Raw genomic sequence first — 345 nt, 5'->3', positions numbered from 1 at the left:
CCAAAAGGGCGTTTGGATCATAGCCGGCTCTAGCGAGGATTACAACAGCTTCAATGTCCGCTTCATATTCATGGGTTTGCGAATAACCGCTTTTAATAAGAGTGTCCATGTTCTTTGTTATGGAATCGCGGAAATTCGAGGCTTTCGCCGCTTCTGTGGACTGGCTGGCGGCGCGGCTCGCCATAAAATCCGCAAGAGCGGTCATTTCATTTTCTAATTTTGAATCGTTGATAATTTGAATTCCGTGCCTTAACTTGATATGCGCCAACTCGTGGGCGATTATCACCGCCAACATATCTTCGGAGGTCGCGGAATCCACTAATTTTTTGGTGAGAAATATGTGCC

Annotated in this window: 1 protein-coding gene; it reads right to left on the bottom strand. The window is 46.4% G+C overall.

Annotated features, from left to right (window positions below; translation table 11 throughout):
* On the bottom strand, window positions 1-319 hold a 319-nt coding region (locus tag ACYVTD_RS18375), incomplete at its 3' end, for a M48 family metalloprotease (protein WP_461249036.1).
* Window positions 320-345 lie beyond the last annotated feature (26 nt).

Source organism: Treponema sp. R6D11, assembly GCF_054786075.1.
This window is presented reverse-complemented; position numbering and strand designations above follow the sequence as displayed.